This is a genomic window from Pseudomonas sp. MAG733B (assembly GCF_036884845.1).
Lineage (GTDB): Bacteria > Pseudomonadota > Gammaproteobacteria > Pseudomonadales > Pseudomonadaceae > Aquipseudomonas.
Genome location: NZ_CP145732.1, coordinates 5,669,701 through 5,695,884, shown reverse-complemented (window position 1 = coordinate 5,695,884; position 26,184 = coordinate 5,669,701). Strand labels below are relative to the sequence as shown.

Sequence of the window (26,184 nt, the reverse complement as noted above, 5' to 3'; positions counted from 1 at the left end):
CTAGCACGGGCTTGCGCGCAGCATGGCGTGGGCATATGACCTTCGATCAGGTTCAATTTGCCGGTCGAGTCATGGCACACTGCCGCTTTTGCATCTCTAAGGAATGGACATGGCGTTAATCGAGTGTTTTGAATGCAAGCAACGCATCAGTTCAACGGCGCCTGCTTGTATTCATTGCGGTGCGCCAGCACAGGCGGGGCAAGCGGCAACCTCGCCACAGGAAGCGGTGATTTCGTTCGGGCGGTTACCCACCAATGAAAGTGTGCCCCGAGTGACGCCTGCGGCGTTTGGGCGTCGACGCAAACCCGAAGCTGAACCTGAACCTGAACTTCAAATCCAGGCCCCGGTTCCAGCGCCCGCAGGACCGCGCCCGGTAGAACTCTGGCTGAAGATCATGGTGTTTTTGCTGCCGCCGTTTTTTGTCTGGTTCCTGCTGCGCCCCGGGCATAGCTGGCTGGCGCGTTTGCTCGGCTTCGGTTGGCTGGGGCTGATGATTCTTTTGTCGAAAGCCTGAACCGATCAGCCCTCGACCTGATTCTGTAGCGTACCGGCCGCCCACGCCGAGATGTTCTGCAAGGTGGTTGCGGCAATCGCGCCCAGGGCTTCGCGGGTCAGGAAGGCTTGGTGCGCCGTGATGATCACGTTGGGGAACGTCAGCAGTCGCGCCAGGACATCGTCCTGCAAGGGCAGGTCTGAGCGGTCCTCGAAAAACAGCTGCGCCTCCTCTTCATAGACGTCCAGCCCCAGATAACCCAACTGACCGTTCTTCAACGCCTCGATCAGCGCCGGTGTGTCCACCAGACCGCCGCGACCGGTGTTGATCAACATCGCGCCCGGTTGCATGTGCGCCAGTGATTCGCGGTTGATCAAATGTTTGCTCTGTTCATTGAGCGGGCAGTGCAGGCTGATGATCTGCGATTCGGCCAGCAGTTGCGGCAGGCTCAGATAACGGGCGCCCAGCGCTTCGACCTGAGGGTTGGGGTATGGGTCATAAGCCAGCAACTGGCAACCGAAGCCGTTCATGATTTTGGCGAAGGTCGCGCCGATCTGCCCGGTGCCGACCACGCCGACGGTCTTGCCTACGAGGTCGAATCCGGTCAGCCCATGCAGGCTGAAATCACCTTCGCGGGTGCGGTTGTAGGCGCGGTGCAAACGGCGGTTGAGTGCCAGGATCAGCGCCACCGCGTGTTCGGCCACGGCATGGGGCGAGTAGGCCGGAACGCGCACAATCGCCAAGCCCAGGCGTTTGGCCGCTGCCAGGTCGACATGGTTGTAACCGGCCGAGCGCAGGGCGATCAAGCGTGTGCCGCCGGCGGCCAGACGTTCGAGCACCGGGGCGCTGAGGTCATCGTTAATGAAGGCGCAGACCACTTCGTGATGCTCGGCCAACGCTGCCGTATCGAGGCTCAGTCGTGCCGCTTGAAAGTGCAACTCGATGCCGGATGGCAAGTCGGCGGCAAGAAAGCTGTCGCGGTCGTAGGTCTGGCTGCTGAAAAGAATCGTGCGCATAAATCCTCCCGGGAATTTTGCTACGTTAATCCGTGTGGCTGCCAACAACCTTGCTGTGCATCAAGCATTGATCCGTGCCTGGGCGGCCAGGCGATTGATCGCCCGGTCGAGTTCTTCGAGCGCGCCGAAGGCTTTCGGGTCTTGTTGCTTGAGAAGGGTTTCACTGCGTTGGCAGGCGGCGCGCAATTGCGGTACGCCGCAATAACGAGTGGCGCCGTGCAGGCGATGGACCCGTTCGATCAGGGCGTTGTGATCGTGGCTTGCCTGGGCCTGGCGAATCGCTTCGCGGTCGGCTTCCAGCGAGGCCAGCAGCATTGCCAGCATGTCTGCCGCCAGATCGGCCTTGCCGGCGGCCAGACGCAAACCTTCTTCGTGATCCAACACCAGCAATTCATAGGCGCTGCCATGGCTGTCGCCGGAACGCTCCGGGACCTGATTGCGCAGCGCCAGGCCACTCCACTTCAATACCACTTGTGCCAGTTGCCGTTCGCTGATCGGTTTGGTCAGGTAGTCGTCCATGCCGCTTTGCAGCAATGCACGTTTTTCGTTGGCCATGGCGTGGGCGGTGAGGGCGACGATCGGCAGCGGCGTGCAATGCCGTTCGCTTTCCCACTGGCGGATCGCTTCGGTGCTCTGGCGTCCGTCCATGCCCGGCATCTGCACGTCCATCAGGACCAGATCGAAGGTCTCGCTCTGCACCGCTTTGATGGCGGCGTAACCACTCTCCACGGCCAGCACTTTGGCGCCCATGTCCTCGAGCAGGGTTTGCACCAACAACAGGTTCGCCGGGTTGTCGTCGACACAAAGCACTTTCGGCGCGCGGCTGGAGACCGGTTCGCCGGGTTCGCTGCGGGGCAGGCGCGGGTTGACCAGATCGGACAGCGCACGCCGCAGTTTGCGGGTACAGGCCGGTTTGGCCTGGAGCTGGCTGTGAGGGTTGGGCACCGAGAGGTGGAACAGCGTCTGTTCCGTGGTCGGGCACAGCACCAGCACTTTGCAACCCAGGTGTTCGAGGTCCCAGATGTGCTGGTTGAGGCGCTCGGGCGGCATGTCGTTACTAGTGACACCCAGCACCGCCAGGTCAATTGCCTGATCAGTCTGATGCGCGCCGGTTACGCCATTGGTCAGGCTTTCCAGGGTATTGAACGGGGTGACGGCGAGGCCGCAATCCTCCAGTTGGTGCTGCAAGGCCTGACGGGCCAGTTCATGGTTTTCCAGTACCGCCACACGCCGGCCGGATAGCGGCGGGCCGGGCAAGTCTTCGGCGTCGTCGCGGGTTTTCGGCAGGCTCAGGCTGATCCAGAACTCCGAACCTTCGCCCGGCGTGCTGTCGACGCCGATCTCGCCGCCCATCTGTTCGATCAGGCGTTTGGAAATCACCAGTCCCAACCCGGTGCCGCCGGGTTGTCGCGACAGCGAGTTGTCGGCCTGACTGAACGCCTGGAACAGCGCGCGCACATCCTGGTTCGACAGGCCGATGCCGGTGTCCTGGATGCTGATGCGCAGTTGCACGCTGTCTTCGTGTTCTTCTTCAAGCATGGCGCGGGCAACGATGGTGCCTTCGCGGGTGAACTTGATCGCGTTGCTGACCAGGTTGGTGAGGATCTGCTTGAGCCGCAGCGGATCACCCACCAGCGACAACGGCGTGTCGCGGTAAACCAGGCTCACCAGTTCCAGCTGCTTGGCGTGGGCGGCCGGGGCGAGAATGGTCAGGGTGTCCTGCAGCAAGTCGCGCAGGTTGAACGGAATATGGTCGAGCACCAGTTTGCCGGCCTCGATCTTCGAGAAGTCGAGGATCTCGTTGATGATCCCCAGTAGGCTGTCGGCGGATTTTTCGATGGTGCCCAGGTAGTCGAGCTGGCGCGGGGTCAGCTCGCTTTTTTGCAGCAAGTGGGTGAAACCGAGAATGCCGTTGAGCGGCGTGCGGATTTCGTGGCTCATGTTGGCCAGGAACTCGGACTTGATCCGGCTCGCTTCCAGGGCTTCCTTGCGCGCCAGGTCGAGTTCGATGTTCTGGATTTCGATGGTTTCCAGATTCTGGCGCACGTCTTCGGTGGCCTGGTCGATGCTGTGCTGCAATTCTTCCTGGGCATTTTGCAGGGTGCCGGCCATGCGGTTGATGCCGGACGCCAGTTCATCCAGCTCCTGGCTACCGAGGGGCGGCAGGCGGGTTTCCAGATGACCGTCCTTGAGTTGGGCCACGGCTTGCTTGATCTGGCTTAACGGGCCATTGATCGTGCGCCCCATGCGCAATGCCAGCAGCGCCGCCCCGCAAAGACCGGCGGCGATCATCATCAGGCTGGCAAACAGGCTGCGGTAACCGCGCAGCAGCATGCCGTTGTGGGACAGTTCGAGTTCGACCCAGCCCAGCAGTCGGTCGGCTTCATCGGGAATCACGTCGCCGGCGAGGTTGCGGTGTTTGCCGAACACCGGCAGCAAATAACGGGTCGCGTCATTGCCGCTGCGGCGCAGCATCTGCGAGCCGTCGCCCAGCGGGGCTTGATTGAGCATGGTCGGCCCGGCGTGGGCCAGGAGCGTGCGGTCCGGCGCGAGAAAGGTCACGGCACGCACGTCCGGTTGTTCCAGGGACTGCGTGGCGATGCGTTCCAGCAGCTCATTGTTGTGGTGACCCATGGCCGGCGCCACCAATGGCGCCAGTTGCTCGGCGATCATTTCACCGCGCTGCATCAGTTGGGTTTGCAGGTCCGATTGCTGCATCCAGGTAAAATAGCCGCCCAGGACCAACGCCATCAGGCTGGTCGGCAACAGGGTCAGCAACAGCACGCGGCCTTTAATTCCCAGTTTCTTGAGCACGCATCTCTCCTGCATCCAGCTATCGATAGACCTGCGCATGCGTCCGGCACGCGTCATCTGCGCAGTGTAGCGATTTGCAGGCGGGCAATCTTCGTAAAATTGATGTCGTCATTCGTCGGTTGGCTCGACACTTTTACAGGCTGGGAGAACCCTTGGGTTGCCCTGTGCGATGCAATCTTGAATAATTGTCAACTGAGAATTATTTGCAGATACTCATGACTCCCATTGCTGCCGGCCATCCCCGTATCCTCTCCATCGAAGACGACCTCGTGCTCGGTGCCTATGTCCACGAGCATCTGGGTCGTAGCGGCTTTCAGGTGACCTGGTGCCAGAACGGCCAGGAAGGACTGGACGCTGCCCGCGATCAAGCCTTCGATGTGGTGCTGATGGACATCCTGCTGCCGGGCCTGGACGGGCTGTCGGTGCTGACGCAATTGCGCCAGAGCCATTCCACGCCGGTTCTGTTGATGTCGGCGCTCGGTGCCGAGGCGGATCGCATCAGCGGCTTCCGCCTGGGCGCCGACGATTACCTGCCAAAGCCCTTCAGCATGGCCGAGTTACGCGTGCGCATCGAAGCGATCCTGCGCCGGGTTGCGCTTGATCGCCGGCCTACAATGGCGGCGATTGCCCCGGCGACGGACAACCTGCGTTTCGACGACGATCTGTTCGAGGTTTTCTACGGCGAGCAGGCGGCCGGCCTGACCCGCAGCGAATACCGGCTGCTGGAAACCCTTAACCGCAATGGCGAAGAAGTGTTGAGCAAAGCCTTCCTTTATCAACATGTGCTGCAGCGTGGTTACGCGGCCCATGACCGCAGCCTGGACATGCACATCAGCCAGATTCGCCGCAAACTCAAGGCCATCGGTTATACCGAGCGTGAAGTGCGCACGGTCTGGGGCAAGGGTTATATCCTGAGTGCCGGCGATGAAATGTAATTTGCCGGGGCGGCACTCGCTGTTCTGGAAACTCGCCTGTCTGCTGGTGGCGTTCTGTCTGCTGATGATCTGGCTCAGTTGGTCCTGGGGCCGCTACATGGAGGAGCGCAATCAGTTCCTCTCGGACGAGGCCCGAGGCACCCTGACGCGCTATTCCGCCGAAGCCGAGCAGGCGTGGCGTCAGGACGAGCGTCAGGGCGTCGACCGCTGGCTGCAAAGCATGCAACGCCGGGAAAAGAGCTGGGTGGGTGTCATCGGCGGTGATTTGCAGTCCTTGGGCAGCCAGCCGTTGACCGACAAGGACATCGAGCACCTGACCTTTCTGCGCGGCCTCGATTGGCCGATCCACAAAAAAGGTCGGCCATGGATGCGCGTACCGTTTCCCGGCGATCCCTCCGCCGGCAGCCTGGTGATCGAACTGCCCCAACGCTTCGTGCCCGGGCAATACCGGGTGTTCTGGCGCGTGATCACCAACGGCGTGATTCCGGGACTGTTCACTTTGCTGCTGTGCGTCGGGTTGTACCGCTTGCTGGTGGTGCCGCTCAATCACCTTCGCGCACAGGCCAATGCCTGGCGCGCCGATCAGTTGAATGTACGGTTGTCGAGCCGGACCACCAATCGCTCCGATGAGTTGGGTGAACTGGGCAGGGCGTTCGATCACATGTCTGAGCGCCTGCAAACTACCGTGGCGCTGCAACAGCAATTGCTGCGCGACCTGTCCCACGAACTGCGCACGCCACTGAGTCGCCTGCGGGTGGCCAGCGAAAGCGAGCAAGGGCTGGAAGCCCTGCGCGAGCGTATTGGCCGCGAAGTCGATGGCATGCAGCGGCTGGTGGAAGACACGCTGCAACTGGCTTGGCTCGACACCGAACGCACGCGATTGCCCGATGAAGCGATCCAGGTCCAGGCCTTGTGGGAAATGCTCACCGAAAACGCCTGCTATGAAAGCTGCTGGTCGCCCGCCCAATTGCGCTGCGAGGTCGATGCTTCCTGCTGGGTGCGCGGTAACCTCAACACCCTGGCGCAGGCGCTGGAAAACATGCTGCGCAACGCTATCCGGCATTCTCCGGCCGGCGGCATCGTCGCCCTCGGTGGTCGCCGTGAGGGCAAGTTCTGGCATCTGTGGCTGGAAGACCAGGGCGGTGGTGTAGCGGAAACCGATCTGGAACGGATCTTCCTGCCTTTTACGCGTCTCGACGGTTCACGACCTGGAGACGGCGGGTTTGGCCTAGGGCTGAGCATCGCCAGGAACGCCGTGCAGCGTCAGGGTGGACAACTTTGGGCGCAGAACACCGCGGCGGGTTTGCGGATGAATATGCGGTTGTTGGTTCACACATCACCGGTTTAATCAGCGATGATCAGATTGTTGTTTTGAGATAATTCGCAACATCTTCACAGGGCATTCCTTGGACAAAACTCTCAAGGTTTAAAGTTGGGTGGCGATATCTAGCTTGAGAATAAAAAATCAGGGAGATGTCTTTTGAATATTAATTACCCAGCCTTGTCGATGAAATCAGATGCCTATTTCGTCAAGAATCCTCTTGAGATGACTAATAGTTACACGAAGACCAATGCCGGCGATGCGGTTGATGTGTTGAAGCTTGATGAAAAACTTTCAATTGAAGAGTTGAAGGATTCGCTGAAGGGATATGACTTTACGTCAGTCAGTACCTATGAGCTTGCCATGGTTGGCTCTTTGCTTCGTGAGAATGGTCTGATAGATAATTATGTATCGATCATCTTCACGTCAGGCAGTATGGCAACGGATGAAAATGGCCATCAAGCTGGAGCAGACGTTAAATTCAATGCAGTAGCCATGCTCAATCAGATGCTTGAGGACAGGCTGGCGCATAAAACAACTGAAGCCGCTGGCTTTCATGAATTCACCAAAGGCCTGATTCGAGCAAATCATGTCTTGGGCGCGCTTTCCTATTTCGCGAGTTCAGTTCAAAGCGACCTATCCGTCAGCATCCAAGCTTGAGATCACCGGTGCCCAGGAGTGGAGACGATGGGCACCGGCAGCCTTACAGTTTAACGTCCATAACGTGTAGTGCCGGAGTAACCTCTTGCCACGTTATGTTCGTTTACATGGCGAACCCGATAGGTGCCGAGTGCTCCAAGTGTAGAAGCAGTGCTGCGATTGCCACCGTCAACGTGCTTCCAAATAGAACCATCCAGTTTTTCAATTACAAGATTGGGTGGGGAACCAAGCCCCAAGCCCGCAATGGTAGAAGTGATATTCGCTTGTCTACAACCATTAGCGCTAGTGATAGTGAACGGCCCCTGCACAACTACGTATGAGTTGGCAGGCACGATTCCACTATAGGTATTCTGAATATAAACGCATGCAGCAGAGACTTGGCCGCTCGCAATCATCAGTGCGGCAAAGGGTAGGGCGAGTAAAATCTTCATTGGTTTTCTTCCTTGAGATGAATTCAGTTTGGCTAAGTTTAAGGTGTGAGCATCACCAGCGAGTTATCGCTTGTCCCGCACCCTATGAGCAGTCAGACGTCGTGTTTGACTGAACATTGAAAAAGATTATCTGTAAGTTCTGATGCCAACTAGTTCATGCATGCCGTTGCGAGGTGCAGGAAATTTCCGATGAGCACATTCTTTTTTCTTACAGAAAAGTGCATTTGCTGACAGCGATTTGTTACCCCTTGTTTTTCAGGACGGAATGGAAATCTGACCGAACCACCATCAGGCTGATCATGGCGGAGCGTTCCTGAGATGTTGTACGAAGTTTCCGAAAGGGTATCACCGGCATTTTGAGGCTTCCTTGACCGTTTAAGCTCTGGCTTTTACTCATCCTCAAGGAGTCGGGCATGAATGCACCCAGCGTTCCCACTAGCACAAGTGATCACCGTTTCGATGAAGTCCTCGCGCTGATTCACAGTTCCAGACAAAAGGCCATTCAAGCAGTCAATACCCAACTGATCGAGTTGTACTGGCAGGTCGGCGCTCACATCAGTCGAAAGCTGGAAAATTCCGAATGGGGTGATGCCGTAGTCGGGCAGTTGGCCGAGCATCTGGCTCAAACTCAACCTGGGTTGCGCGGTTTTACAAGGTCAAATTTGTTCCGCATGCGTCAGTTTTATGAGATCTACTGCGTCGAAGAAAAAGTCGCACCACTGGCGCGACAATTATCGTGGTCGCATAACCTGATCATCCTTGGCCAGAGCAAACGTCCGGAAGAACGGGAGTTTTACTTGCGTATGGCGGTTCAGGAGAGGTGGTCGAAGCGTGAACTGGAGCGCCAGTTCAAAGCTGCGCTGTTCGAGCGCAGCGTGACTCAGCCGGCAAAAGTCTCGGCCGCTCTGAAACAAACTCACCCTGCAGCGCTGGAGATATTCCGCGACGCCTACATGGTCGAATTTCTCGGCCTCCCTGGCAGTCATGCCGAAACGGATTTGCATAAAGGATTGTTGGCACGCCTCAAGGACTTCCTGAATGAGCTGGGCCGTGACTTCTGTTTCGTCGGGTCCGAACATCCGATCCAGGTCGGCGGGCGTGATTTTGCGCTGGACTTGCTGTTCTTTCATCGTGGGCTTAATTGTCTGGTGGCCATTGAACTCAAGGTCGGCCGTTTTGAACCGGAATATTTGGGCAAACTCGACTTTTATCTTGAAGCGCTCGATCGCGACGAGCGCAAGCCTCACGAAAACCCCGCCATTGGTGTGTTGCTCTGTGCCAGCAAGGATGACGAGGTTGTCGAGTACGCCCTTAACCGCAGTCTGTCGCCAGCGCTGATCGCCGAGTATCAGGTTCAGCTTCCCGACAAATACTTGTTGCAAGCCAAGCTGCATGAGTTCTATGCGCTGAATGTTGCGCACGCAGATGAAGACTGATCCAGCGCCTTATTCCCATAAGCCATAAGCACCACACTTTGCGTGATATGGCCTTCCGAGGTTTGCCGGTATGATAGGCGCCCCCGCAGTCTGGATTGCGAATACGCCATGACCTTGCAGTACCCAACCATCGCCGATTGCGTCGGCAACACTCCGCTGGTTCGTTTGCAGCGCCTGCCCGGCGCCACCAGCAATACCCTTTTGCTCAAGCTCGAAGGGAACAACCCGGCGGGTTCGGTCAAGGACCGTCCGGCGCTGTCGATGATCACCCGCGCCGAGTTGCGCGGGCAGATCCACGCCGGCGATACGCTGATCGAAGCGACCTCGGGTAATACCGGCATCGCGTTGGCCATGGCCGCCGCGATCAAGGGTTACAGGATGATCCTCATCATGCCGGATAACTCCAGCGCAGAGCGCAAGGCCGCCATGACCGCTTATGGCGCCGAGCTGATTCTGGTCAGCCAGGAGCAAGGCATGGAAGGCGCCCGCGACCTCGCGCAGAAGATGGAAGCCGAAGGCCGTGGCAAGGTGCTGGATCAGTTCGCCAACGGCGACAACCCGGAAGCGCACTACACCACCACCGGCCCGGAAATCTGGCGCCAGACCGAAGGTTCTATCACCCATTTCGTCAGCTCGATGGGCACCACCGGTACCATCATGGGCGTTTCGCGCTACTTGAAAGAGCAGAACGAAAACGTCGAGATCATCGGTCTGCAACCGATGGAAGGTTCGGCGATCCCGGGTATCCGTCGCTGGCCCCAGGAATATCTGCCGAAGATTTACCAGGCCGATCGCGTGGACCGGATCGTCGACATGGCGCAAAGCGAAGCCGAAGACGTGACCCGTCGACTGGCCCGCGAAGAAGGCATCTTCTGCGGCGTGTCCTCGGGCGGTGCCGTGGCGGCAATGCTGCGCCTGTCCAAAGAAGTTGAAAACGCGGTGATCGTCGCGATCATCTGCGACCGTGGCGACCGTTACCTGTCGACCGGCATTTTCGACGCGCCCAACTGATGGCCAAGCATGAGAGAGGCCTGCGCTTCCAGCCCACCGGCGGCAGCAAGGCCCCACAAATTCCGACCGGCAAAAAGCAGCGCCTGACCATCGAGCGCCTGGCCAATGACGGTCGCGGTATCGCGTTTTTCGAAGGCCGCACCTGGTTCGTCATCGGCGCTTTGGCCGGTGAAGAGATCGAGGCGCGTGTGCTTGGCGCACACGGCAAAGTGGTCGAGGCGCGCACCGAACGGGTATTCAAGGCCAGCGAATTGCGTCGTCCGGCGCCGTGCGCCCATGCCGGCCGTTGCGGCGGTTGCAGCGTGCAGCATCTGCCTCATAACGAACAGCTCGCCCTGAAACAGCGCATGCTCGCCGAGCAATTGTCCAAGGTCGCCGGTGTCGAGCCTGAAGAATGGGCGGCGCCTTTGAGCGGTCCGGAATTCGGCTACCGCCGCCGCGCCCGTGTCGCCGTGCGCTGGGACATGAAGGCAAAGAAACTCGAAGTCGGTTTCCGCGCCGCCGGCAGCCAGGACATTGTCGGTATCAATGAATGTCCGGTGCTGGTACAGCCCTTGCAACCAATCATGACCCGTTTGCCGGAGATGCTCCGTCGCTTGAGCAAGCCTCAGGCGCTCGGGCATGTGGAATTGTTCAGTGGTTCATCGCTGGCAGTTTTGCTGCGTCACATGGCGCCGTTGTCTGACGCCGATCTGACGATCCTCAAGGATTTTTGCGCGTTCCATGAAGCCCAGTTGTGGCTGCATGGCGAGGGCGAACCACAACCAGTCGAGGCCGATCAGTCGTTGGGCTATCGTCTGGAACAGTGGAATCTGGAACTGGCTTACCGGCCCGGAGATTTCGTGCAGGTCAACGCCGCGGTCAACGAAGCAATGGTTGCCCAGGCGCTGGACTGGTTGAAACCGACCGCGGATGAGCGCGTGCTCGATCTGTTCTGTGGCTTGGGCAACTTTGCCTTGCCGCTGGCCCAGACCGTTCGCGAAGTGGTGGCGGTGGAAGGTGTGCAGGTGATGGTCGAGCGGGCAGCCGCGAATGCCGCTAGCAATAATCTGCATAACGCGAAGTTTTTTCAGGCCGATTTATCCCAGCCTTTGACCGACGCCGAATGGGCGCGCGAAGGCTTTTGTGCGGTACTCTTGGACCCACCGCGTGACGGTGCTTTCGAGGTCGTGCGCAAGCTCAAGACCTTGGGTGCCGAACGGTTGGTGTATGTGTCGTGCAACCCTGCAACTCTGGCGCGCGACACGGTCGAATTGATCAAGCAGGGCTACCGGTTAAAACGTGCCGGGATTCTCGATATGTTTCCTCAGACGGCACATGTCGAGGCCATGGCGTTATTTGAAGCGAGCTAGGATGCTCGTCTGGTCCGACTGGCCCGCCCGTGCAGCCGCGCATCAGCCCGACGTGGGCGCACCGGCAACGAAGGTCAGCGATTTGACGCATTGAATCTGCGTCGTAGGGAAGGTAAGCAAGATGGTACAGGTGAGAGCACACCAGCCGATCAACACCGACGGCAGTATCAATCTCGAGGCTTGGCTCGATCATGCGGTCAGTGTCGATCTGGCACTGGATCGCGAAGCCTTGAAAGAGGCTTGCGAGTTCGCTCGCGAGTCTGAGCAACAGGCCAATGCGGCCAAGAATCTGTGGTCGGAAGGAAACTCGAGTTTCCGCACCGGCCTTGAGATCGCCGAGATTCTCGCCGACCTCAAACTCGATCAGGATTCGCTGGTCGCCGCGGTCCTGTACCGTGGCGTGCGCGAAGGCCAGATCCAGCTTCCGGCGATCAGCCAGCGCTTCGGTCCTGTAGTGGCCAAGCTAATCGACGGCGTGCAGCGCATGGCGGCGATCAGCGACAGCTTGAGCCCGCGTAAATCCCTGGTGCTCGGCACTCAGGGCCAGGTTGAAAACCTGCGCAAGATGCTGGTGGCCATGGTCGACGACGTTCGCGTCGCCCTGATCAAACTGGCCGAGCGCACCTGCGCGATCCGTGCGGTAAAAACCGCCGACGACGAAAAGCGCAACCGCGTCGCCCGTGAAGTCTTCGACATCTACGCACCGCTTGCCCATCGCCTGGGTATCGGTCATATCAAGTGGGAACTGGAGGACTTGTCCTTCCGTTACCTTGAGCCCGATCAGTACAAGCAGATCGCCAAGTTGCTCCATGAGCGGCGACTGGATCGCGAGCGTTTCATCAGCGACGTGATGAGCCAGCTGAAAAACGAATTGCAGGCCACCGGCGTCGATGCCGACATCAGCGGCCGGGCCAAACACATCTATTCTATCTGGCGCAAAATGCAGCGCAAGGGTCTGGAATTCAGCCAGATCTACGACGTGCGCGCCGTTCGCGTGCTGGTGCCGGAAATGCGCGATTGCTACACCGCGCTCGGCATCGTCCACACCCTGTGGCGGCACATTCCGAAAGAGTTCGACGACTACATCGCCAACCCGAAAGAGAACGGCTACCGCTCGCTGCACACGGCGGTAATCGGGCCCGAGGGCAAGGTGCTGGAAGTGCAGATCCGCACCCACGCCATGCACGAAGAGGCAGAGCTTGGGGTTTGCGCACACTGGAAGTACAAAGGCACCGACGTCAAATCCGGCTCCAATCACTATGAAGAGAAAATCTCCTGGCTGCGTCAGGTGCTCGAGTGGCACGAAGAGCTGGGTGATATCGGTGGTCTGGCGGAACAGCTGCGGGTCGATATCGAACCTGATCGCGTCTACATCTTCACCCCGGACGGTCACGCCATCGACCTGCCGAAGGGCGCGACGCCGCTGGACTTCGCTTATCGCGTGCACACCGAAATCGGTCACAACTGCCGCGGCGCCAAGATCAATGGGCGCATCGTTCCGCTCAACTACAGCCTGCAAACCGGTGAGCAGGTCGAGATCATCACCAGCAAGCACGGCACCCCGAGCCGCGACTGGCTGAACCCGAACCTGGGTTACGTCACCACCTCGCGGGCGCGGGCGAAGATCGTTCACTGGTTCAAGTTGCAGGCCCGTGACCAGAACGTCGCGGCCGGTAAAACGCTGCTTGAGCGCGAGCTCAATCGCCTCGGTTTGCCGGCGGTGGATTTCGACAAGCTGGCTGACAAGGCCAACATGAAAACCGCCGAAGACCTGTTCGCCGCCCTCGGTGCCGGCGATTTGCGCCTGGCGCAACTGGTCAACCTGGCGCAGCAACTGGTCGAGCCGGAGCGGGGCAACGAGCAACTTGAGCTGATTCCACGCAAAGCCACCGGCTACAAACCGGGTAAGCGTGGCGACATCCAGATCCAGGGCGTGGGCAACCTGATGACCCAGATGGCCGGCTGTTGCCAGCCGTTGCCGGGAGATGCAATCGTCGGTTACATCACCCAGGGCCGCGGCGTGAGCATTCACCGCCAGGACTGCGCCTCGGTGCTGCAACTGGGCGGGCGCGAGCCGGAGCGGATCATCCAGGTCAGTTGGGGGCCGGTGCCGGTGCTTACCTATCCGGTGGACATCGTCATTCGCGCCTACGACCGTTCCGGTCTGCTGCGTGATGTCTCGCAAGTGCTGCTCAACGAGCGCATCAACGTGCTGGCGGTCAATACCCGCTCGAACAAGGAGGACAACACCGCGCTGATGTCCCTGACCATCGAGATTCCGGGGCTGGACGCGTTGGGACGGTTGCTCGGGCGGATTTCGCAGTTGCCGAACATCATCGAAACGCGGCGTAACCGCACGCCTTGATGGTGACCTCGATCCAATGTGGGAGCTGGCCTGCCAGCGATGCAGACAACTCGGTCCTTCAGTGGAATCGAGGTGATGCCATCGCTGGCAGGCCAGCTCCCACAGGTTCTTGCAGAGTTAGATAAATGTATTCACTCGAAGACCTGCTTCACCTCATGAACCGCCTGCGCGATCCGCAGTTCGGTTGCCCATGGGACATCAAGCAAACCTACGCCACCATCGTCCCGCACACCCTTGAAGAAGCTTACGAAGTCGCCGATGCCATCGAGCGCGGGGACTTCGATCACTTGCAGGGTGAGTTGGGCGATTTGCTGTTTCAGGTGGTTTATTACAGTCAGCTGGCCCGGGAAGAAGGGCGCTTCGAGTTTGCCGGCGTGGTCGATAGCATCACTCGCAAGCTGATCCGTCGTCATCCTCACGTGTTCCCTACCGGCGACTTGTACGCGCCGCTGGACGTGCCGCGCCTGAATGAAGACCAGGTCAAGCAACGCTGGGAAGAGATCAAGGCTGAAGAGCGCGCAGAGAAATCCGCGGCACCGGAGCAGTTGTCGTTGCTCGATGACGTGCCCGCTGCATTGCCGGCATTGTCACGTTCGGCGAAATTGCAGAAGCGTGCAGGTCAGGTCGGTTTCGACTGGCCGGACGCCTTGCCGGTGCTCGATAAAGTCCGTGAAGAGCTTGATGAAGTGCTCGAAGCCATGTCGGAAAACGATCCGGCGGCCGTAGCCGAGGAGATCGGCGACCTGCTGTTTTCCGTGGTCAATCTGGCGCGACACCTCAAGGTTGATCCGGAAACCGCGCTGCGTGGCGCCAACAGAAAGTTCGAACGACGCTTCCGTTTTATCGAACAGGCATTGCGCGACACCCACCGTCCCATGGAAGATTGCACCCTCGAAGAGTTGGACGCCTTATGGGGCGAAGCCAAACGTCAGGAAAAGAATTTGCCCAGCTGCGGTTGAGCAGTTGCCTAAGTGAGTAATAAGCACCATGAGCATTTCCCTTCGCGACCAGTTGCTCAAAGCAGGGCTGGTCAACCAGAAGCAGGCCAAACAGGTCAGCAAAGACAAGCAGAAGCAACAGCGTCTGGCCCACAAAGGCCAGGTCGAACTCGATGATTCCCAGCAGCGCGCGGCTCAGGAAGCCATGGCCGAGAAGGTCAAGCGCGATCAGGAGCTCAATCGTCAGCAGAAGGAAAAAGCCGAGGCCAAGGCCCGTGTTGCGCAGATCAAGCAATTGATCGAAGCCACGCGCCTGCCGAAGTTGACGACCGAGGATTACTACAACTTCGTCGACGACAAGAAGGTCAAGCGCCTCTCGGTCAACGCGCTGATGCGCAACAAGCTCAGCAACGGCTCGCTGGCCATCGTCCATCACGTTGGTGGTTACGAAGTGATCCCGCGTGAAGCGGCGCTGAAGATCCAGGAGCGCGATCCGCAGCGCATCGTGCAGATGAACGTCAAGACTGAAGAAGTCAGCGTTGAGGAAGATCCGTACGCGGCCTATCAGATTCCTGATGATCTGATGTGGTAATCAAATCGTTGTTCTAGCGGGCTTACATGTTTGCTAGCACTTCACGAGTTTTTGCACATTGAACCCGAAAGGTTGTATCGATACGATCTTTCGGGTTTTCTTTTATCAAAAAAATATAGTTTTAATGATCTGGAGAAAACAAATGGAATGAACTTCAATCAATAAGGATTAAAACAATGCTTGTAAGTATCGCTTCGTTACGTCAGCCCACTTTCAAATCGCAGTTTTCAAAGCAACGGTCCTCCTATCAAACCATCAGCGAGTACCTGGCGAGTGAGTTGGATGCACGGGTTGACCATGTGCTCTGGAAGATGAAAATGGCCGCGAAGGCTGCCCGAGAGGACCATGACGGGGCCGCCTGCCTTTTCTTCACACTGCCTGAGTTCTTCTGGAACATCCCCTGGCATGAGGTCCGCAGCGAAGCGGAGCTCCATGAACTGAACTCTGCCTATCTGGAGAAGGTGCCCGAAGGTGTAGCTTCATTGATGACAGAACTTCCAATTGAACGGTACGGCAAGATTGTATTGCTGGCGGGGAGTTGTGCGACGCTCATCAAAGTTGGAGAAGGTGAATCGAGTTATTACGATGTTATTAATTACCTGCTGGCCATTTCCAATAAAGAATATGAAGTTGACAGGCCATTGATGTCGATGTGGCCGAAACGCCATGTATCAGGTATCGACTTTGGCAAACACTTGAGTATGGATGGGGACTTTTGGCTATTCAGGCTTTCCGAAGAAATCGTCGTCAGGGTGAAGAAACTCAGTAGCGTGCGGGCCGAGCATAGTTACGTTGATGGATATGACGGTAAGTTTATCAATAGCCTCGTCAATGGCTGCCCCTTCGGTATCAATCTGTGCCTGGATTACTACAACTTGGAGGAGGGCGAGCGCGACAGCCAGGTTGAGCTCACCGAGGCAAAAATCGATTTCCTGATCGCCTGCGGTATGGATTTCGATTACGCCAAGCGTCACCCGTCATCGCTGCAGTTTTCGATTCGCAATGACGGAATGGGCGATGGCGAAGTCGAAGTGGTCAGGCTTGAAGCGGGTCGGATTGTTGATCGAGTCCCGTCGGTGTCGATCGAGGGCGATCTGTATTTGACGTTGCTCGAGGTTGTCTGAAAGAGATTGCAGCCTGCCCGGGAGGGAAGGGGCAGGCTGCATCGTGATAAAAGCGTTTTTCAACCGGTCGCCAGTTCGCGTTTATGCTCCAGCGTTTCCAGTTCAGCCTTGTAGTTGTGGGCGTCGATCTCGTTGTGGAACATCCCGACCAGCAAACCTTGTTGATGCACATCCCAGATGCGGATACCGGCGGCTACGCCTTCGTGGGATTTATGTGAATCGTCGCGTTCAGTCACTTTTACAGTCATCTGCTAGCTCCAATCTCTGTTATCTGCAGCAAGGCGTGTGCAGGACTCTGTTATAGGGTTTGGTAGCTTGCTAAGTAAACGACTGAGTTTGGAAAGGGACTGTTGCAGAATCGGAGAAAATCCCGCAGGCCTTGAAATACGCGACATTCAATCGCAGGGCCTTGAGTTTCATGACAAATGCTTCATGTTCAGAAACGGCAAATGCCCCTGTAGGAGCTGCCGAAGGCTGCGATTTTTTGATCTGCCTTGAAGTCAAAAGATCGCAGCCTTCGGCAGCTCCTACGGGATTTGTATATGTCTTGAGGTTTTTTCTAAAGGCAAAAAAAACGCCCCGAACCAGTCGGGGCGTTTTCATGTGCGGCTCAGCGGCGGGGAATTACTTGCCTTCCCAGCGCTTCAGCACCAGCGTGGCGTTGGTGCCGCCGAAACCGAAGCTGTTGCTCATCACAGTGTTGATGGTGGCGTTTTCGCGGGTCTTGGTCAGCACCGGCAGATCGGCTACTGCAGGGTCCAGTTCGTCGATGTTGGCGGAGCCGGCAATGAAGTTGCCTTCCATCATCAGCATGCAGTAGATCGCTTCGTGAACGCCGGCGGCGCCCAGGGAGTGACCCGACAGGCTCTTGGTGGAGCTGATGGCTGGAGCCTTGTCACCGAACACTTCACGCACACCTTTCATTTCCGCGACGTCGCCGACCGGAGTCGAAGTGCCGTGGGTGTTCAGGTAGTCGATCGGGGTGTCGACGGTGGACAGCGCCTGCTGCATGCAGCGGATCGCGCCTTCGCCGCTCGGGGCAACCATGTCGTAGCCGTCGGAAGTCGCGCCGTAGCCAACGATTTCCGCGTAGATCTTCGCGCCGCGGGCCAGAGCGTGTTCCAGCTCTTCTACCACGACCATGCCGCCACCGCCGGCGATGACGAAACCGTCACGGTCCGCATCGTAGGCACGGGAGGCTTGTTCCGGGGTGTCGTTGCGTTTGCTGGACAGGGCGCCCATGGCGTCGAACAGGAACGACTGGCTCCAGTGCTCTTCTTCACCGCCGCCGGCGAACACGATGTCCTGCTTGCCCATCTGGATCTGTTCCATGGCGGTACCGATGCAGTGAGCACTGGTGGCGCAGGCAGAAGCGATGGAGTAGTTCAGGCCCTTGATCTTGAACGGAGTGGCCAGGCAAGCGGAAACGGTGCTGCTCATGGTCCGCGTTACACGGTATGGGCCGACGCGCTTGACGCCTTTCTCGCGCAGGATGTCCAGCGCTTCCATCTGGTTCAGGGTCGATGCGCCACCGGAACCGGCGATCAGGCCGGTACGCGGGTTGGACACCTGCTCTTCGGTCAGGCCGGAGTCGGTGATGGCGTCTTTCATGGCCAGGTAGGCGTAAGCCGCCGCGTGGCCGACGAAGCGATAGATCTTGCGATCGATCAGCTCTTCAAGGTTGAGGTCGATGGAGCCGGAAACCTGGCTACGCAGACCCATTTCGGCATATTCCGGGTTGAACCGGATGCCAGGGCGGCTTGCACGCAGGTTAGCGGAGACGGTCTCTTTGTCATTGCCCAGGCACGAAACAATGCCCAGACCAGTGATAACGACGCGGCGCATGCGGATAACCCTTAGAAGTTGTCAGTGGAGGTGAACACGCCGACCCGGAGGCCTTCGGCGGTGTAGATTTCGCGACCGTCGACAGTGACCGAACCGTCGGCGATGGCCAGGTTCAGCTTGCCCTTGAGGACGCGCTTGATATGAATGTTATAGGTGACTTTCTTGGCGGTCGGCAGGACCTGGCCGAAGAATTTCACTTCGCCCGAACCCAGGGCGCGACCGCGGCCCGGCAGGCCTTGCCAGCCGAGGAAGAATCCGACCAGTTGCCACATGGCGTCGAGGCCCAGGCAGCCCGGCATCACCGGATCGCCTTCGAAGTGGCAGGCGAAGAACCAGAGGTCCGGATTGATATCCAGCTCGGCGACCAATTCACCTTTGCCGTACTTGCCACCTTCTTCGCTGATCAGGGTGATGCGATCAACCATCAGCATGTTCGGGGCGGGCAGTTGCGCGTTACCTGGGCCGAACAGCTCACCGCGACTGCAGCGCAGCAGGTCTTCCCGGGTAAAGGCGTTTTGTTTGGTCATGCGAGCTCCTCAATAGTCCCATGCGGCAGGTGGGGCAAATCTTCCCGGCCGATCGAAGCGTTCATGCCTCGAACCGGCAGCCTACTCATAGACTATTGCGTTGTGGTGAAAGTCACAGCACCAAGGACATGAATGTACACTTGTGCACTGAAATTTTTATTCAAGCCCCTTTTCGGGCCTGTTCGGGTGCCTAAGACTGCCGCACTTTCGCCTTTCACGCCAGTCGCAGATGCTCGAAAGGCCTGTACTACTGCACCCAGCGCTGCAGAATTTGCTGAAGATCAGTACGTTTGAAGGGCTTGGCCAGATAATCGTTCATCCCCGCCGACAAACAGGCTTCGCGATCACCCTGCAAGGCATTGGCGGTGAGGGCGATGATCGGCAAGTCGGTGCAACCGGGCAGTTGGCGAATCTGTCGGGTGGCTTCATAGCCGTCGAGGATCGGTAATCGGCAGTCCATCAGGATCGCTTCGAAAATCAGGCTCTCGGCACTGCGCACCGCCTGCATGCCATCGGCGGCGACGCTGACTGTAAAGCCGAGACTGCGCAACATGGCTTCGATGACCGTCTGGTTGACCGGATTGTCCTCGACCAGCAACACATTGCGCCCTTCACCGTCGCCTTTGCCTGTGGGCGCCCGCGGTGCCAGTACCGGCAAAGGCTGTTGATACAACGCCAGCGGGATTTCCAGGGTGAACACCGAGCCGCGACCTTCTTCGCTCTGGGCGCGCAAGGTGCCGCCCATGCGTTCGGCGAGCGTGCGCGCAATCGGCAGGCCCAGGCCGGTGCCGCCGTAACGTCTTGAAATAGAACTGTCGGCCTGCTGGAACGCGTTGAACATCAGTTCCAGGCTCTCGGCTGCGATGCCGATCCCGCTGTCGCGCACCGTGCAGGTGAACCACAGCAATTCGTGATCCAGTGACTGCCACTGCGGTTCGATGGACACGCGACCCTGCTCGGTGAACTTCAGCGCATTGCCGATCAGGTTCACCAGAATCTGCCGGATTCGCGTCGGATCACCCTGAACCTGAAGCGCCCGCATGTCCTCTGGAACCTGCAATTGCAGATCGAGCCCTCGTTGTGCGGCGCTGTGCTGGAACGCCTGGGCGCAGGTGCCGATCAGGTCGGCGAGGTTGAACGGAATGTGTTCCAGCTCCAGTTCCGAGCGTTCAATGCGCGAGAAATCCAGAATGTCGTTGATGACCTTGAGCAGGTGTTCGGTGGATTCCGAAGCCAGCGCCGCGTATTCCACCTGTTCGTCGGTCATCTGCGTGGTTTCCAGCAACTGCAGCATACCCAGCACGCCATTCATCGGCGTGCGCAGTTCGTGGCTCATCATCGCGAGGAAATCGGACTTGGCGTTGTTGGCCTTTTCCGCTTCTTCACGGGTCTGGATCAACTGCGCCATGGCTTGATGCTGTTCACGGCTGGCCTGTTCGAGACCGCTGGCCAGGTTGTTGATGTGTTGCGACAGGGCGCCGAGCTCGGTGTCGTCGACGATGGGCAGCGGCGTTTTGTAGTCGCCGTCCTGGATTGCCTTGACCGCATTGCCGATGTCGCGGATCGGTTGCGACAGGCTCCCCGCCAGGCGGCGGGCGAGAACGAAGGTAAACAGCAGGGCGAACAGCGCCAGAATCGCAGCCTTGAGCAGGATCTCCTGCTGGCGTTGACTGAATGCATCGTTGGACAGACCGACGATCACCCGGCCCAGATAGTCTTCGGCGGGCGCATTGCTGGCGACTTTGTTGTTCTGGAAAAAATCATTGTGCAGCGGCACCCGTTGCAGGCGCACCGGCGCCTGGAACACTTCGACCTGATGCGGGCGGGTGTGGTCGGCCGACGGTTGCTCGACATACACCAGAATCCGGTTGGCGCTGTCCTGCACTTCCAGGAAACGCACGTTGGGCGTGGCCAGCGTGGCCTTGAGCAGGCTCTCTAGCACCTCGTTGTTGCCGGAAATCACCCCGTATTCAGTGGCCGGGGCCAATTGGTTGGCGATCAGTTGGCCGGTGTGGTTGAGCTCCTGGCGCAGGTCCTGGATCCGCACGAAGGTAAAGAAACTGATCAACAACAAAGTCAGCAACAGGGCAGGGCCGAGGCTGATGAGCTGGGTTCGGGTGTTGATGTCCCAACGTCGACGGAAGGTCATGGGCGGCGTTCTCTTTCGGCCAACAGTGTTGCGACAGACGCTTCGTTTATCTGTTCCATACCTAATGAACGAGCCACCTGCGGGTTGCTTGAGACTTTGAAGCGAAGCGGGTAGAGCGTGCGCGGCCACGTCGCGGGTGGCTGATCCAGCAATTGATCGAGTATCACCAGCCAGTCACCCTGATCGGTGTAAGTGCTGGCAAGGCTTCCGGCCCTGACGAATCCTGCGTTGGGGCCGATCAGCGCCAGTTGTCGCGAGTAACTGCTGAGCAGCAGGTTTTTCGCGGTTTTCTGGTTGAACAGATCGGGGTCATCGAGGCCCAGCAGCACATCGCTGTTGTTGAGCAAGGTCTGCAATGGACGACTGTCGTGGGTGTTGTCCCAGCGTTCGGTGACCACCTCAAGCCCAAGGGTGTAAGCGGCCCGGCGCAGTTCCTTCAACAGAAACTCGCTGTGATCGTCATACAGCACGCCGACCCGTTTGACCTGGGGCAGCAAGAGTCGGGTCAGGCGCAATTGGCGGTCCAGCGGCGGATCGCTCCAGAGCAGGCTGAGGTACGGCGGCAGGCTGTCACCCAAGTGTTGGCGCGCTTGCAGTCGGCTGATGCGCATTACCAGCGTCGCCGGGCCTTCCGGATCCTGCAGGCGCCAGTCGAGGCTCGGCAGGTCTAGCAGAATCAAACGCGTGTCGTCGTCCAGTTTTTCTGGCGCAGGCAGATCGACCAGCGGCTGGAAGCGCACCTGATCGCCAGGGCGCAATTCACGCAGGGCCTGAATGAAAGATTGCACGCCGGGGCTGTCCTCGGCGCCGGTCAACAGAATGTCCGCAGCGTTGGTCGACAGGCTGCTCAGCCAGCCACCGATCACCAGGCACAGCATGGCCAACAGGTGCCCCACACCTGGCGACTTGCGTGGCGGACAATGCGCCATCTTAAAACGCCAGCTCCGCACTGAAATACAGCACTCGGCGTTCGTCGTAGTTGTTGTCGACAAAAGTGGTGGGTTGATTGTCGAGGCGTTGCTGGAGCACGCCGGCCAGTTCCAGATTGGCCTTGCCGAGGCGAATCTGCTTGGCGATGCGCGTGTCGACCCGCTCGAAGCGGTAACCGTTTAGCGCATCGTCGCCATAATAGAAGAGAGCGCTGTTCCAGCCCTGACCCCAATCGCGCAGCCAGCCGACGGAGCCGCTGTTGCGTGCGGTCTGTAGCGCATCCTGCGGGTTGCTCGCATCGGAATCGACGTAGGCGTAGGTCAGGCGCAGTCGGTCGGCAGTGCCGACTCTCCAGTCGAGTTGGGTTTCGGTTCCCGAAAAACGTGCCGTGTTGGAGTTGCTGGCAATGTATTGGTTGTTGCGCAGCGGCTCGCTGATCATGCCGGTGATTTCGTCGTAGAACAGCTTCACATCGACCGCCAGCCCCCACTCGGCAAAGTAGCCGTTGTAGCCCAGTTCCCGGGAACGCATGTGTTCCTGATCGAGGTCGCCGGGGCCGCGTGTCTTGACGAAGTAACGGGCGCTGGACTGGCCGTAGGCCCCGGGCTGGATGTTGGTGACGCGGTAACTCCAGTTGACACTGTTCTCGAACATGTCCGGTGAGCGAATGGCTTCGGAATACACCGCACGCAACCCATGGCGCGGGTTGATCAGGTAATTGACCGCCACCCGCGGGGTCAGCGAACTGCCGATCAACCGCGTGTCTTCGAACATCGCGCCGCCCTGCAACAACCAGTGTTCACTGGCGCGCCACTCAAGTTGGCCGAAGGCCCGCCACGTCGTGTCATCGAGGGTGCCATTGAAGTAGGTCTCGGAATCTGCCCGGTCGTAACGATAGTTCACGCCGCTAACCAGTCGCAGGCTATCGGACAGGCTCAGGGTGTCCTGCAATTCAAGATCGTAGCGCGTTTCCCGTGCGCTTTGGTCGATGTCGCCGCAGACGGTCTGGCTGGCGCCGTTGCGCCATTGATCGAGGACCTGATTGGCCAGCGCCTGCTCGGCTGGCGTACCCGCCGGCGCACCGGGACCGGTGAAGCGCGTGATGTTGCGGGCCAGGCGCTCGGTGTAGTTCGGGTTGAGTTGCCAGAGTTCGGTCAGTTGCGGGCTGAACGACACCTCGGCATCACAGGCGCGCCAGGTTTGCTGGCGATCCCAGTGTTGGGCCGAACCCTGGATATACAGGCTGTGATCCGGATTGATGTCGAGATTCCAGCGCAGCGAGCCGGCGTAGTCCTTGGCCTTGACGTCGGAATCGTCCCCGGCGCGGGTAATCCCCGAGAACACCGGGCGGTAGGTATAGGGGCGTTGGTTGCTGCCTTCTTTGGCGTTCAATTGCCAATCGATGCTTTGTTGCTCGTTGAGCGTCTGGCTGACCGCCAGGTTAAAGCGATTCAGGCGGCGACTGTCGTGATAATCGGCGCCTCGACGGTCGCTGTCGAAGCCATCGTCCTGCTGGCCGGACAGGGACAAACGCAAGTCGCCATCCTCCCAGCCAACGCCCTGGCTGGCATAAAAGTCGTTGATACCACGCTGGCCGCGGGTAACTTTCATCCGCGTGCCGTGGCTGTCCGCCGGGTTGCGGGTGATGATGTTGACCACCGCCATCAGCGCGTTGGCGCCGTAGCTGACGGTGTTGGGTCCACGAAAAACTTCGATGCGCTCGATGTCTTCCATGGCCACCGGGATGTCGCTCCAGTCCACCGTGGCCAGGCCCGCGCGGTACACCGAACGGCCGTCGATCAATACCTGCATGCGTCGCGCTTCGCCGGCGCTGGTGCCGTGGTAGTTCACGGTGGCCTGATTGCCGCTGATGTTGCCGACCATCATGCCCGGCACCAGCCGCAGCACCTCACTGATGTCCCGCGCGCCGCTGGCGGTGATCAGCGCATTGTCGATCACCGTCATGCTCCCCGGCACGGCGGCCGGCGACTGCTTCAGGCGCGTGGCCGTGAGCACTTGCGGCAGCGGATCGCTGTCGAGGAACAAATCGTCAGCCAGCAATGGCGAGCTGAAAACCAGCGCCAGCACCAACGGCGAGTGGGGAGATGGAGAGCCCAGCGACACAACACATCCTTGTTAATTATTGTTGGCGCGCATGTTAACCGAGCCCGATGACTTTTCCAGTCACGATGTCAGCATTTTCCGCGGTTTTATCGGACTTCTTTCCATCTGCGCGGGTAATTGACGCGGGGGCTGGCCGCGACTGGGGCGCTCCGTATAATGCCGACATCGCCACTGGTATGGATTAACGGATTGCATATGACTGAACAGCGCCCGATTGCGGTCCTGGGAGGCGGAAGTTTTGGTACCGCCGTGGCAAATCTGCTGGCCGAGAACGGCCATCAGGTCCTGCAGTGGATGCGTGATCCCGACCAGGCCGAGGCCATTCGGGTCAATCGCGAAAACCCGCGTTACCTCAAAGGCATCAAGATTCTGCCCGGCGTAACCCCGGTCACCGACCTGCAAGCGACCCTGGAAGCCTGCGACCTTAGTTTCGTCGCACTGCCGTCCAGCGCGTTGCGTTCAGTGTTGGCCCCGCACGCCGAATTGCTGCGCGGCAAAATGCTGGTGAGCCTGACCAAGGGCATCGAAGCCCAGACCTTCAAACTGATGAGCCAGATCCTCGAAGAGATCGCCCCGCAAGCGCGCATCGGCGTGCTGTCCGGGCCGAACCTGGCCCGTGAGATCGCCGAACACGCGCTGACCGCCACGGTGGTCGCCAGTGAAGACGAAGAACTCTGCGAGCGTGTCCAGGCCGTTCTGCATGGCCGCACTTTTCGCGTTTATGCCAGCGCCGACCGTTTCGGCGTGGAGCTGGGCGGTGCATTGAAAAACGTCTACGCGATTATTGCCGGCATGGCGGTGGCGCTGGACATGGGCGAAAACACCAAGAGCATGCTGATCACCCGGGCGCTGGCAGAAATGACCCGGTTCGCGGTGAATCAGGGCGCCAACCCGATGACCTTCCTGGGGCTGGCGGGCGTGGGCGATTTGATCGTGACCTGCTCTTCGCCGAAAAGCCGCAACTATCAGGTCGGGTTTGCCCTCGGCCAGGGCTTGAGCCTGGACGAGGCGGTCAACCGTCTGGGCGAAGTGGCCGAAGGTGTGAACACTCTCAAGGTACTCAAAGCCAAATCCCAAGAGGTCGGCGTGTACATGCCGCTGGTCGCCGGGCTGCATGCGATCCTGTTTGAAGGGCGCACGCTTGAGCAGGTGATCGGCCTGCTGATGCGCGGCGAGCCGAAGACCGACGTCGACTTTATTTCCACCAGCGGTTTCAACTGAGCCCACTACTTAACCGGAACGGAGCGAGACATGAACGATCAGAAAGTAGAAGCCAAGTACGAATCCATTTTGCTGCGAGTGCTGTGGATGATCGTCTTTGTGCTGGTCTGGCAAGTGGCGCAATTCATCCTGGGTGCCGTGGTGCTGGTGCAGTTGATCTATCGTTTGATTTATGGCGCTCCGAGCGCCAGCCTGATGAACTTCGGCGACAGTCTGAGCCAGTTCCTGGCGCAGATCGGTCGTTTCGGCAGTTTTCACAGCGACCAGAAGCCTTGGCCGTTTGCCGATTGGCCAACGCCGCGTACGCCGGAAGGTGAAGCGCCGCACGTCGTGGCGCCAGCGCCACACCCGGCCCGAGATGAGGAACCCAAGCTATGAAAATCTGGGTATTGCGTCATGGTGAAGCGGTGCCACACGGCTCCCGCTCCAGCGATTCGGAGCGGGAACTGACGGACCACGGTCGTGAAGAAGTGCTGCGCAGCGCTGCGTACTTGATTGGCCAGCCGCTGACGGCGATTTATGCAAGTCCGTACCTGCGAGCGCAGCAGACCGCACAGCTGGTGCACGAGGCATTGGGTTTCAAACCGGAAATCCGCACCGTCGAATGGCTGACACCGGACACCGAGCCGGACAAGGTGGCCGAACAGATGGTTGCGGTCAGCAACGTGTTGCTGGTCAGCCACAACCCGCTGGTGGGGAATCTGCTGAGCTACCTGCAACATGGCGCCGGGCATCCACCGGAGAGGGTCAGCACGGCCGGGCTGGCGGAGCTCAAGGGTGATGAACTGTTGGTCGGCTCCATGAAACTCGACAGCATCAAGCACCCATAAAAGCAAAGATCGCAGCCTTCGGCAGCTCCTACATCGGGATGGTGTGCACCCTGTAGGAGCTGCCGAAGGC

General features: G+C 59.0%; 24 protein-coding genes. 14 read left to right on the top strand and 10 right to left on the bottom strand.

What is annotated here, in order from left to right:
- The first annotated feature begins 109 nt into the window (after positions 1-109).
- Positions 110-514 carry a hypothetical protein gene (locus tag V6Z53_RS26015; RefSeq protein ID WP_338582486.1) on the top strand — a complete coding sequence of 135 codons (405 nt, stop codon included), beginning with the start codon at positions 110-112 and terminating at the stop codon, positions 512-514.
- Positions 515-519: 5 nt separating this feature from the next.
- Here the strand turns inward: V6Z53_RS26015 and V6Z53_RS26010 are convergent, their stop codons facing one another.
- Both V6Z53_RS26010 and V6Z53_RS26005 read right to left on the bottom strand, forming a co-directional pair.
- Positions 520-1,509 (bottom strand): 2-hydroxyacid dehydrogenase, encoded by a 990-nt coding sequence (locus V6Z53_RS26010; protein WP_338582485.1) that lies wholly within the window; start codon positions 1,507-1,509, stop codon positions 520-522.
- A gap of 60 nt (positions 1,510-1,569) precedes the next feature.
- Positions 1,570-4,323: a response regulator gene (locus V6Z53_RS26005; RefSeq protein WP_338582484.1), complete on the bottom strand. Its 2,754-nt coding sequence runs from the start codon at positions 4,321-4,323 to the stop codon at positions 1,570-1,572.
- Positions 4,324-4,538: 215 nt separating this feature from the next.
- Between V6Z53_RS26005 and V6Z53_RS26000 the strand changes: the two genes are divergently transcribed.
- The 3 genes from V6Z53_RS26000 to V6Z53_RS25990 all read left to right on the top strand — a co-directional run bounded on the left by V6Z53_RS26000 (position 4,539) and on the right by V6Z53_RS25990 (position 7,239).
- The gene (locus tag V6Z53_RS26000; protein WP_338582483.1) at positions 4,539-5,258 is read left to right on the top strand and encodes a response regulator transcription factor; all 720 of its coding nucleotides are present in this window, start codon (positions 4,539-4,541) and stop codon (positions 5,256-5,258) included.
- Positions 5,248-6,606, top strand: coding sequence for a sensor histidine kinase (locus V6Z53_RS25995; protein ID WP_338582482.1), 1,359 nt, complete (start codon positions 5,248-5,250; stop codon positions 6,604-6,606). Before V6Z53_RS26000 ends, V6Z53_RS25995 begins: the two co-directional genes overlap by 11 nt.
- 132 nt (positions 6,607-6,738) lie before the next feature.
- Complete coding sequence (locus tag V6Z53_RS25990; protein WP_338582481.1) at positions 6,739-7,239, top strand: hypothetical protein; 501 nt, start codon at positions 6,739-6,741, stop codon at positions 7,237-7,239.
- A gap of 50 nt (positions 7,240-7,289) precedes the next feature.
- On the opposite strand, the gene V6Z53_RS25985 is transcribed toward V6Z53_RS25990, so the two are convergent.
- Positions 7,290-7,670, bottom strand: coding sequence for a hypothetical protein (locus V6Z53_RS25985; protein ID WP_338582480.1), 381 nt, complete (start codon positions 7,668-7,670; stop codon positions 7,290-7,292).
- Positions 7,671-8,083: 413 nt separating this feature from the next.
- On the opposite strand from V6Z53_RS25985, the gene V6Z53_RS25980 reads away from it, so the two are divergent.
- The 7 genes from V6Z53_RS25980 to V6Z53_RS25950 all read left to right on the top strand — a co-directional run bounded on the left by V6Z53_RS25980 (position 8,084) and on the right by V6Z53_RS25950 (position 16,488).
- A complete protein-coding gene (locus V6Z53_RS25980) occupies positions 8,084-9,106 on the top strand; it encodes a PDDEXK nuclease domain-containing protein (RefSeq protein WP_338582479.1) in 1,023 nt (340 codons plus the stop codon).
- A 108-nt stretch (positions 9,107-9,214) separates the two neighbouring features.
- Positions 9,215-10,117, top strand: a complete 903-nt coding sequence (gene cysM, locus V6Z53_RS25975) for a cysteine synthase CysM (protein WP_338582478.1) — start codon at positions 9,215-9,217, stop codon at positions 10,115-10,117.
- Positions 10,117-11,469 carry a 23S rRNA (uracil(1939)-C(5))-methyltransferase RlmD gene (rlmD, locus tag V6Z53_RS25970; protein WP_338582477.1) on the top strand — a complete coding sequence of 451 codons (1,353 nt, stop codon included), beginning with the start codon at positions 10,117-10,119 and terminating at the stop codon, positions 11,467-11,469. Before cysM ends, rlmD begins: the two co-directional genes overlap by 1 nt.
- Positions 11,470-11,590: 121 nt before the next feature.
- Entirely contained in the window at positions 11,591-13,834 is a 2,244-nt protein-coding gene (relA, locus tag V6Z53_RS25965) for a GTP diphosphokinase (protein ID WP_338582476.1), read from the top strand.
- Positions 13,835-13,959: 125 nt separating this feature from the next.
- Positions 13,960-14,793, top strand: coding sequence for a nucleoside triphosphate pyrophosphohydrolase (gene mazG / locus V6Z53_RS25960; protein ID WP_338582475.1), 834 nt, complete (start codon positions 13,960-13,962; stop codon positions 14,791-14,793).
- Between the two features lie 28 nt (positions 14,794-14,821).
- Complete coding sequence (locus V6Z53_RS25955; RefSeq protein WP_338582474.1) at positions 14,822-15,364, top strand: DUF2058 domain-containing protein; 543 nt, start codon at positions 14,822-14,824, stop codon at positions 15,362-15,364.
- 176 nt (positions 15,365-15,540) lie between these two features.
- A complete protein-coding gene (locus V6Z53_RS25950; protein WP_338582473.1) occupies positions 15,541-16,488 on the top strand; it encodes a hypothetical protein in 948 nt (315 codons plus the stop codon).
- 59 nt (positions 16,489-16,547) lie between these two features.
- Here V6Z53_RS25950 and V6Z53_RS25945 read toward each other — a convergent pair whose 3' ends face one another.
- From V6Z53_RS25945 to V6Z53_RS25915, 7 genes are all read right to left on the bottom strand, one after another.
- Complete coding sequence (locus V6Z53_RS25945; protein ID WP_150704355.1) at positions 16,548-16,736, bottom strand: hypothetical protein; 189 nt, start codon at positions 16,734-16,736, stop codon at positions 16,548-16,550.
- 70 nt (positions 16,737-16,806) lie between these two features.
- Entirely contained in the window at positions 16,807-17,091 is a 285-nt protein-coding gene (locus tag V6Z53_RS25940; protein ID WP_338582472.1) for a hypothetical protein, read from the bottom strand.
- A gap of 21 nt (positions 17,092-17,112) precedes the next feature.
- A complete protein-coding gene (gene fabB, locus V6Z53_RS25935) occupies positions 17,113-18,333 on the bottom strand; it encodes a beta-ketoacyl-ACP synthase I (RefSeq protein ID WP_338582471.1) in 1,221 nt (406 codons plus the stop codon).
- Positions 18,334-18,344: 11 nt separating this feature from the next.
- Entirely contained in the window at positions 18,345-18,860 is a 516-nt protein-coding gene (fabA, locus tag V6Z53_RS25930) for a 3-hydroxyacyl-[acyl-carrier-protein] dehydratase FabA (protein WP_003227150.1), read from the bottom strand.
- Between the two features lie 247 nt (positions 18,861-19,107).
- Positions 19,108-21,009 (bottom strand): ATP-binding protein, encoded by a 1,902-nt coding sequence (locus V6Z53_RS25925; RefSeq protein WP_338582470.1) that lies wholly within the window; start codon positions 21,007-21,009, stop codon positions 19,108-19,110.
- Positions 21,006-21,938 (bottom strand): ABC transporter substrate-binding protein, encoded by a 933-nt coding sequence (locus V6Z53_RS25920; RefSeq protein WP_338582469.1) that lies wholly within the window; start codon positions 21,936-21,938, stop codon positions 21,006-21,008. The genes V6Z53_RS25925 and V6Z53_RS25920 overlap by 4 nt, the downstream gene beginning before the upstream one ends.
- 1 nt (position 21,939) lies before the next feature.
- The gene (locus tag V6Z53_RS25915) at positions 21,940-24,063 is read right to left on the bottom strand and encodes a TonB-dependent receptor (protein WP_338582468.1); all 2,124 of its coding nucleotides are present in this window, start codon (positions 24,061-24,063) and stop codon (positions 21,940-21,942) included.
- A 195-nt stretch (positions 24,064-24,258) separates the two neighbouring features.
- Between V6Z53_RS25915 and V6Z53_RS25910 the strand changes: the two genes are divergently transcribed.
- Genes V6Z53_RS25910 through sixA form a run of 3 tightly spaced genes read left to right on the top strand, consistent with a single transcriptional unit; the run spans position 24,259 to position 26,114 of the window.
- Entirely contained in the window at positions 24,259-25,284 is a 1,026-nt protein-coding gene (locus tag V6Z53_RS25910; protein WP_338582467.1) for an NAD(P)H-dependent glycerol-3-phosphate dehydrogenase, read from the top strand.
- Positions 25,285-25,314: 30 nt separating this feature from the next.
- Complete coding sequence (locus V6Z53_RS25905; protein ID WP_150704360.1) at positions 25,315-25,662, top strand: DUF4389 domain-containing protein; 348 nt, start codon at positions 25,315-25,317, stop codon at positions 25,660-25,662.
- The gene (gene sixA, locus V6Z53_RS25900) at positions 25,659-26,114 is read left to right on the top strand and encodes a phosphohistidine phosphatase SixA (RefSeq protein ID WP_338582466.1); all 456 of its coding nucleotides are present in this window, start codon (positions 25,659-25,661) and stop codon (positions 26,112-26,114) included. The genes V6Z53_RS25905 and sixA overlap by 4 nt, the downstream gene beginning before the upstream one ends.
- Positions 26,115-26,184 lie beyond the last annotated feature (70 nt).